The organism is Acaryochloris sp. IP29b_bin.137, assembly GCF_028285745.1.
Lineage (GTDB): Bacteria > Cyanobacteriota > Cyanobacteriia > Thermosynechococcales > Thermosynechococcaceae > Acaryochloris.
The window spans coordinates 1-6844 of sequence record NZ_JANQOP010000371.1; the positions used below are offsets into that span (position 1 = coordinate 1).

Here is a 6844-nt window from a genome sequence, read left to right on the forward strand (position 1 = left end):
ACTGGAGGATCTGTTTGGGGAGCAATTCATCACGGTTATTTGCCTAGATGATTACCACAGCTTGGATCGTTATCAACGGAAGGAAACAGGTATTACTGCGCTAGACCCTAGAGCGAATAACTTTGATTTGATGTACGAGCAAATCAAAGCCCTAAAAAGTGGTCAATCCATTGATAAACCCATTTACAACCACGAAACAGGTCTTATTGACCCCCCTGAACGTATCGACCCCAACCATATTGTCGTGATTGAAGGTCTGCACCCCCTCTATGACGAGCGGGTTCGAGGTTTGATTGATTTCAGCGTTTATCTAGACATCAGCGACGAAGTTAAAATTGCCTGGAAAATTCAGCGAGACATGGCTGAACGGGGTCATACCTACGAAGATGTCCTTGCCTCTATCAACGCTCGTCGGCCTGATTTTGAAGCTTATATCGATCCCCAAAAGCAACATGCAAATGTTGTGATTCAGATCTTACCGACTCAATTGGTTAAAGAAGAAAAGCCCGGCAGTATTCTCCGCGTTCGCCTGATCCAAAAAGATGGTGTGCCCGACTTTGAACCCGTTTACCTCTTTGATGAAGGGTCAACGATTAACTGGATTCCCTGTGGCCGCAAGTTAACCTGCTCTTACCCCGGTATCAAAATGGCCTATGGTCCTGATGATTATTACGGTAATAGCGTATCCGTTCTAGAAGTAGACGGTCAGTTTGAAAAACTGGATGAGGTGATTTATATCGAAGGCCATCTCAGCAATACCTCTACCAAATTTGAAGGTGAGATGACTGAGTTGCTCCTCAAGCATAGAGATTATCCTGGCTCTAATAATGGGTCTGGATTATTCCAGGTGATTGCTGGCTTGAAGATGCGCGCTACCTACGAAAAGCTGACGACCTCTAAAACCTCTGAAACAGTCGGGGTATAAGGCAAATTAACTCACTCAAACGCAAGCCAATGATGCTTGTGATCAACAGATAGGGGTTGGCAGAATCCCAGCCTTTATTTGTCGATCTCGAGTGGGTGTATCCAACCGTTGGGGGAGGCTGTCTTCAAGCTTAGCCCTCACCTCGGAACACGCCCATCGTAATATTCGCTTGTTTAACTGGACATCGGCATTTGGGACGAGTTCTTGCCGTATTGGAGTGGTACAACAACCTCGGAAAGCGGTTTTATCCTTGAATCACCCGTCAGTATGTTAATCTGATAAACCGTTAGAGAAGAAATATCGAGGGCTGTGAGCCAACCGCTATGGGGATGGTAAGCACCGGTATCGATACCTAACCACCCTGCGCCTTGGACAATCTGCCCTGGTTCAACCTCTGCAAACGTAAAGGTCATGGTATGCCCCGTAATAATTGTTTTATTCGCGAAGTACGGTTTGGACATATTGTGAAATTCGCGGCGAATCCAGCAAAATTCCTGATCTGTTTGCAGTTCTAACGGTATATCTGGATGTATACCCGCATGAACTAGCCAAAAATCGCCTAAGTCCAGGTAATTCGGCAAACTCTTCAGCCAACTGAGATGCTTCCATAGATGCTCCTGGGAGTTGTAGCTTTCCAAGGTTTTCTTGCCCCCCGCTTGCAGCCACATTTGTAGAACAGGGGAGTTTGGCGAAAGGTTTGCTAAAGCCAAAACCATCATCTGTTCATGGTTTCCGAGCAGGCAAATATGACCTTCGTCCATAACAAAATCGACAACCTTGGAGCTATCCGGTCCTCGATCAATCAGATCTCCTAAAAAATAGATTTGATCGGAACTGTTGAGATTTAACAGGGACAGGAGGTCAAGCAGCCCTTGAAAGTTACCATGTATATCGCCAATGACAAATCGTCGTAGTTTAGGAGTCGTCATTCACAGATTCTTGACAGGCGTAAGGGCTAACAACAGTTATACGGTATTTGTCGATACAAAAAAGACTGGGGAAGGCGGCAGTATGGTATTTCCCTCTTTCTCAAGTATGACTGATTTACGGATAAAACGAGAAGTTATTTTGTTAGGTTGAAAAACATTGATATTCCCTGTTTTAAGAAGGACTTACAAGGGTTTGGGTTAAGGATATGAATAAGGATTGTATTCGCCTCAACGGTATTCGCAGCTACGGTTACACGGGTTTATTGCCAGAAGAGAAGGTCTTGGGACAGTGGTTTGAGGTAGATTTAGCGCTATGGCTGGATTTGACGGCGGCAGGTCAGAGCGATCGCATTGAAGATACCTTAGATTACCGTCAAATTATTGAGCAGGTAAAACAGATTATTCGAGCCTCAGAATATGCCTTATTAGAACGGCTAGCAGCGAATATTGCCGAGCATTTGCTGAACTATACAATCCTCCAAACCATTGGCATCAGATTGACTAAGGTCGCGGCTCCCATTCCTGATTTTTCGGGTCGAATTACGGTTGAGTTGACTCGCAATCGCTCAACTTGAGGATTTTTAGGATTCGACATATGGTTTGCCCTACCACTTGATCGGGACGGAAAGGCAAGAGAGTGCTGACCTTACAGCTAAGACGTGCGAAAATCCCCCAGCCCCCTCAAAATGCCATATACTTAACGTAATGTTACATTGCGATATCAACGGAGTACTGATCTTATGAGCCCATCCAATCCAGAACCCATGTGGGGCTTTACTGATTTTGCAGAAAACTTCAGTGGCCGATTGGCAATGCTTGGCTTTTTCCTTGGCTTTGTGACTGAAGTTATTTCTGGCGAAGGGATACTGGCACAAATTCTCTCATTGTTTAGCTATTAAGCTATTTTCTAGCTATTAAGGCGCTTTGGGGATTGAAATTCCCGTTTTTTGGCCCTTCAACAGCATAAAAGCCCAACTTTTATCCAAACCTTCTCAACCTTGATCATCACCCTGATCAGGGTATTTTTATGCCTATTAGTTTGGGCGGATGTGAGGGGTTGTTGAGAATATTCCGGGCTTAAGTTGAGTCTTGCTTTGCAGACTGATTTTGCTTGCCCGTTGATGGCAGTGTATGTGTCTAGTTCGTTTTATGGGATGGAGACAGACAATAAGATAAGCCCAGGCCAATATCCTGTTTTTGTCCATGGGGTAGAAGATTGATCTGAATGGCTTTACAGTTGATTGCTCAAAGTGGTAACCCATAAATAGGCGCGTGCATTACTGATAGACAAGGAAGGTTTATATGACTGCGAACGATACCATGGCTCCAGATTTTCTGTTTCTCGCTTTCCTCGGAGCCATTATTCTCATCATCTTTTTGCAATCTCGTTCAATTGTGAAGCAGCAAGTTGCAGAGAAAGAGTTGGAAGAAACTCAAGACCACATTTCGTCTTTAACGAACCAGATCGAAAATATGACCGAAAATCGAGAACAACTGGCGGAGGCAGTGCAAAAGACACAAGAAAAATTGGTTGTGATGTTTATGGCCTTAGAAGAGTCGAAACAACTGGCAGGGCTTCTTCCCCAGGTAGACGGCGATCAACCCAATCTATTGGAGGGGGTCAAAGAACAATTTGCGGGTATGCTTGAACAGCAAGACGATTGATCATAGGAGCCCCCCTTCTTGTCTCATATCTCATAACTATGAAGATTGGGGTCTGGGGAGTCGTTCCTTCTGAAATTTTGGAGAGTAGGCTGGATGGCAATGGCTTTCCAGCCTTTATGCTGGTATCCATCAAAAGGTGGTGGCAAGTTGACGAGTGGTAGCCATGGCCTGGGCTAAAGATTGCTCCTGTTCTGATGACGCTAGCTTGTCTGCATGGATATAAGTAATATCCGTCAGGCCGAGAACGTTAAAGATGGCGCTAAGATAAGGGGCCAGAAAATCTCGATCTTCCCGTCCTGAGCCCGTTCGGTAGTTATATTTTCGGGTTGTAATCACCAATAGCTTTTTGGTGCTCAGTTGTCCGCTCCCTGCACTATTTTCAAGGAGCAAGGTGCGATCGCGTCGAATCACCTGATCCAGATAGGCCTTGAAACTAGAGGGCACCGTTAGGTTGTACATGGGCATACCCACCACGTAGCAGTCTGCCGCGAACAGCTCATCGATGAGAGTATCGGATAGTGCGATCGCAGCCTTCATCTCCGCCGTCCGTTCCTCTGGGGCAGATTCGTAAGCCGCGACCCAAGTCTCATCAATATGGGGGATGGGAAAACTACCAATATCTCGATAAATAATCTGATGCTCGGGGTTGGTTTGTTGCCATTGTGAGACAAACGCTTGGGTGAGCTGTCGGGAGAAAGAGCCTTGGATGCGGGCACTGACATCCATATGGAGTAAGCACCGGGATTTGGGGTTTGGAGAACGCATACTTAACAGTCTATTTTGCTTGCTAGCACAAAGTTGACCCAGCCTCTCGTTGAAGAATATGCTGTTTACAATTGTCGATAGCTTTTCTCCCGACGATGGTGATGCCTGGACTAGCTATTGCCAGTGGCGAGGAGTCGCCTTTACACGATTTGATTCCATTGATGGCCTCCTCAGGCCACGTCTCTTTGAAGATCCTGAGGGTGAAGATTGGCATCATATTGTGAATGAAGATTTCAAGCTTCACCTGATTACGGATTACGATTATGCTGTTCACAAGCATAGTGAGATGGGCCAAGGCGATCTAGTGGGTGTGAAATTTAGCAAGCACGATCCGTGTGATCCACGCTTTTTGGGATTTGATTTAATCGATGGATATTGCGACATCTCCTTGCTAACCAATTGGGGCAATGATGTAGACCTTATCAATTGTTCCTTATCGTCTAATGCGCTAGTTCTGAGTTATCAGAAAGTTGAGGCGATCCAGCAAGAGCTCTTACTAACGAGTAGGGCTGATCCACATGTTGCAGGATGCCAGATCGTGTCAATTTACCGACCCAACGAGAATGAACAACTCACTAGAAACCCCTACATCATTTAGATCTCAACATAGTTGCGGGAAACAGCAGAATGGCAAGCTGTTTCCCAATTCAAGAAATTAAGCTCTTACATCTCGCGAACGATCGGATTACCGTCTTGAATTTCGCCAATTAGGACGATATCGGTGACGCCGACGAAGATGCCGTTTTCTAGAACCCCTGGAATATTGTTGACGGTTTTCTCCAGTTCGGGAGGATTGGGAATATCGCTAAAGGTCACATCTAGCACCATATTGCCCTGGTCGGTAATCACGGGACCGTCTTTTTTGACGCCCATACGCAGTTCCGGCTTGCCGCCGAGCTTTTCTAATGCTTGCATCACGGGTGCGATCGCCATCGGCAATACTTCCACTGGAACCGGGAAGGTGGACCCCAATTTATCGACAATTTTGGATTGATCGACGACAACAATAAACTGCTCCGCCAAGGAATCGACCACCTTCTCACGGGTGTGGGCTGCGCCCCCACCTTTAATCAAATTCTTCTGGGGATCGACTTCGTCTGCGCCATCAATGCCGATATGAATCCGATCGACTTCATCCAAAGTGGTTAGGGGTATTCCATACTGTTTGGCCAACACGGAGGCTTGAAACGAGGTGGGAATGCCTTTGATATCCGTTAAAGCGCCAGACGCAATTCGCTCACCCAAAAACTGAATTGCGAAGGCGGTGGTTGATCCAGTGCCTAACCCGACAATTGAGCCAGACTGAACCCGATCCGCAGCGGCTTTGCCCACCTGTTGTTTCATTAATTTAACGGGATCAACTGTGCTCATACTGAACCTCCTGAAAAAGTTGCTTGAGAAAACTGACGATTTCTAGCATGACCCAAAGCGGTACCCCTGCCTAGCCCATTTTCTCGATGAATGGCGCTCTCAGTAGAGTGAATCGCTCCTATTTATGGTGTTTGCACATGAACAAAAGGATGACGCCAATTCAGTGTATAGTGTGAGGGATGTTACGGATAGAGACTGCAATCCTTTATTAAGTAGAGGTTATGGGTTGTATTGGATCTGCTTCTATCCTGTTCCTAAAATTACCGATGTTGAATCAAGGTTTCTAATTTCTGGGGCACCGGATTAGCGATTTTCCTAATCCGTGAAATATGCCCAGTTCCGTTCGGCTGTACTGTTCATTCCCCACTACATCCTATGAGACTTGTTTTTCTTGGCCCACCGGGCTCTGGTAAAAGTACCCAAGCCGCCTCTCTGTCTGCTCGCTGGCAGATTCCTAGTCTATCGACCGGAGATCTGCTGCGAGATGCGATCGCAGCCCAATCCGACCTGGGCAAGCAGGCCCAAACCCACGTGGAAGCCGGTGAGCTAGTCCCCGATCAGTTGATTGTGGGCCTGATGCGAGAAAGCTTTGGCACGCCCGCCACCCAGCAGGGCTGGATCTTGGATGGGTTCCCTCGCAATCTGGCCCAGTCCCAGGCTCTGGATACCTTACTGCAAATTATGGGACAACCCTATGGGCAGGTGGTGTACTTTGATGCTCCTGAAGATCAGCTGGTGGAGCGGATGCTAAAGCGTGGCCGACAAGATGACAGTGAGGATTTAATCCGGCAGCGCTTGCAGGTTTATAACGAACAGACTGCCCCATTAATCGCCTTATATCGCCGTCGCCAATGTTTGGTGGAGATTGATGGCAGTCGCCCGGAGTCTGAGATTACAGATGCGATCGCAGCGGTGATTCAGCCTTTTGTCAACGTTTAGGCCATGACCTAGTACAATAGGTAAAAATACTTAACTAATGGCTGCCGAACGGAGCGATGACTCCTTTGGTCTTGCCGCCCAATGCTCCGGAGGTTGAGATCATCTTGAGATGACCTCAGATCGAGGTATAGAAAAATGCCTGGAGCAATAAAGACAAAATGGTACGATAGCCAGGCTAGCCCGTTATAACTCTTCACATTGACCCATTTAAGGAACAGCTTCTATGACAACATTCCCGATTGATTTAAAG

At 46.7% G+C, this 6844-nt stretch carries 9 protein-coding genes; 6 read left to right on the forward strand and 3 right to left on the reverse strand.

Annotated elements, in window-relative coordinates:
• Positions 1–925, forward strand: a 925-nt coding sequence (locus tag Q0991_RS24825) for a phosphoribulokinase (RefSeq protein WP_299493738.1), incomplete at its 5' end; no start/stop codon positions are given.
• A gap of 173 nt (positions 926–1098) precedes the next feature.
• On the opposite strand, the gene Q0991_RS24830 is transcribed toward Q0991_RS24825, so the two are convergent.
• Entirely contained in the window at positions 1099–1854 is a 756-nt protein-coding gene (locus Q0991_RS24830; protein WP_299493740.1) for a metallophosphoesterase, read from the reverse strand.
• Positions 1855–2060: 206 nt separating this feature from the next.
• Between Q0991_RS24830 and folB the strand changes: the two genes are divergently transcribed.
• The 3 genes from folB to Q0991_RS24845 all read left to right on the forward strand — a co-directional run bounded on the left by folB (position 2061) and on the right by Q0991_RS24845 (position 3519).
• The gene (gene folB, locus Q0991_RS24835) at positions 2061–2429 is read left to right on the forward strand and encodes a dihydroneopterin aldolase (protein ID WP_299493742.1); all 369 of its coding nucleotides are present in this window, start codon (positions 2061–2063) and stop codon (positions 2427–2429) included.
• A gap of 165 nt (positions 2430–2594) precedes the next feature.
• On the forward strand, positions 2595–2753 hold the full coding sequence (locus tag Q0991_RS24840; protein WP_299493744.1) for a high light inducible protein: 159 nt from the start codon (positions 2595–2597) through the stop codon (positions 2751–2753).
• A 403-nt stretch (positions 2754–3156) separates the two neighbouring features.
• Positions 3157–3519, forward strand: a complete 363-nt coding sequence (locus Q0991_RS24845; RefSeq protein ID WP_299493746.1) for a hypothetical protein — start codon at positions 3157–3159, stop codon at positions 3517–3519.
• Between the two features lie 129 nt (positions 3520–3648).
• Here the strand turns inward: Q0991_RS24845 and Q0991_RS24850 are convergent, their stop codons facing one another.
• Entirely contained in the window at positions 3649–4284 is a 636-nt protein-coding gene (locus Q0991_RS24850; RefSeq protein ID WP_299493747.1) for an NAD(P)H-dependent oxidoreductase, read from the reverse strand.
• Positions 4285–4342: 58 nt separating this feature from the next.
• Here Q0991_RS24850 and Q0991_RS24855 point away from each other — a divergent pair, with 58 nt between their 5' ends.
• Positions 4343–4882, forward strand: coding sequence for a hypothetical protein (locus tag Q0991_RS24855; protein WP_299493749.1), 540 nt, complete (start codon positions 4343–4345; stop codon positions 4880–4882).
• Between the two features lie 65 nt (positions 4883–4947).
• Here the strand turns inward: Q0991_RS24855 and rpiA are convergent, their stop codons facing one another.
• Positions 4948–5655 carry a ribose-5-phosphate isomerase RpiA gene (rpiA, locus tag Q0991_RS24860; RefSeq protein ID WP_299493751.1) on the reverse strand — a complete coding sequence of 236 codons (708 nt, stop codon included), beginning with the start codon at positions 5653–5655 and terminating at the stop codon, positions 4948–4950.
• A 375-nt stretch (positions 5656–6030) separates the two neighbouring features.
• Here rpiA and Q0991_RS24865 point away from each other — a divergent pair, with 375 nt between their 5' ends.
• The gene (locus Q0991_RS24865; protein WP_299493753.1) at positions 6031–6594 is read left to right on the forward strand and encodes an adenylate kinase; all 564 of its coding nucleotides are present in this window, start codon (positions 6031–6033) and stop codon (positions 6592–6594) included.
• The last annotated feature ends 250 nt before the right edge of the window (positions 6595–6844 follow it).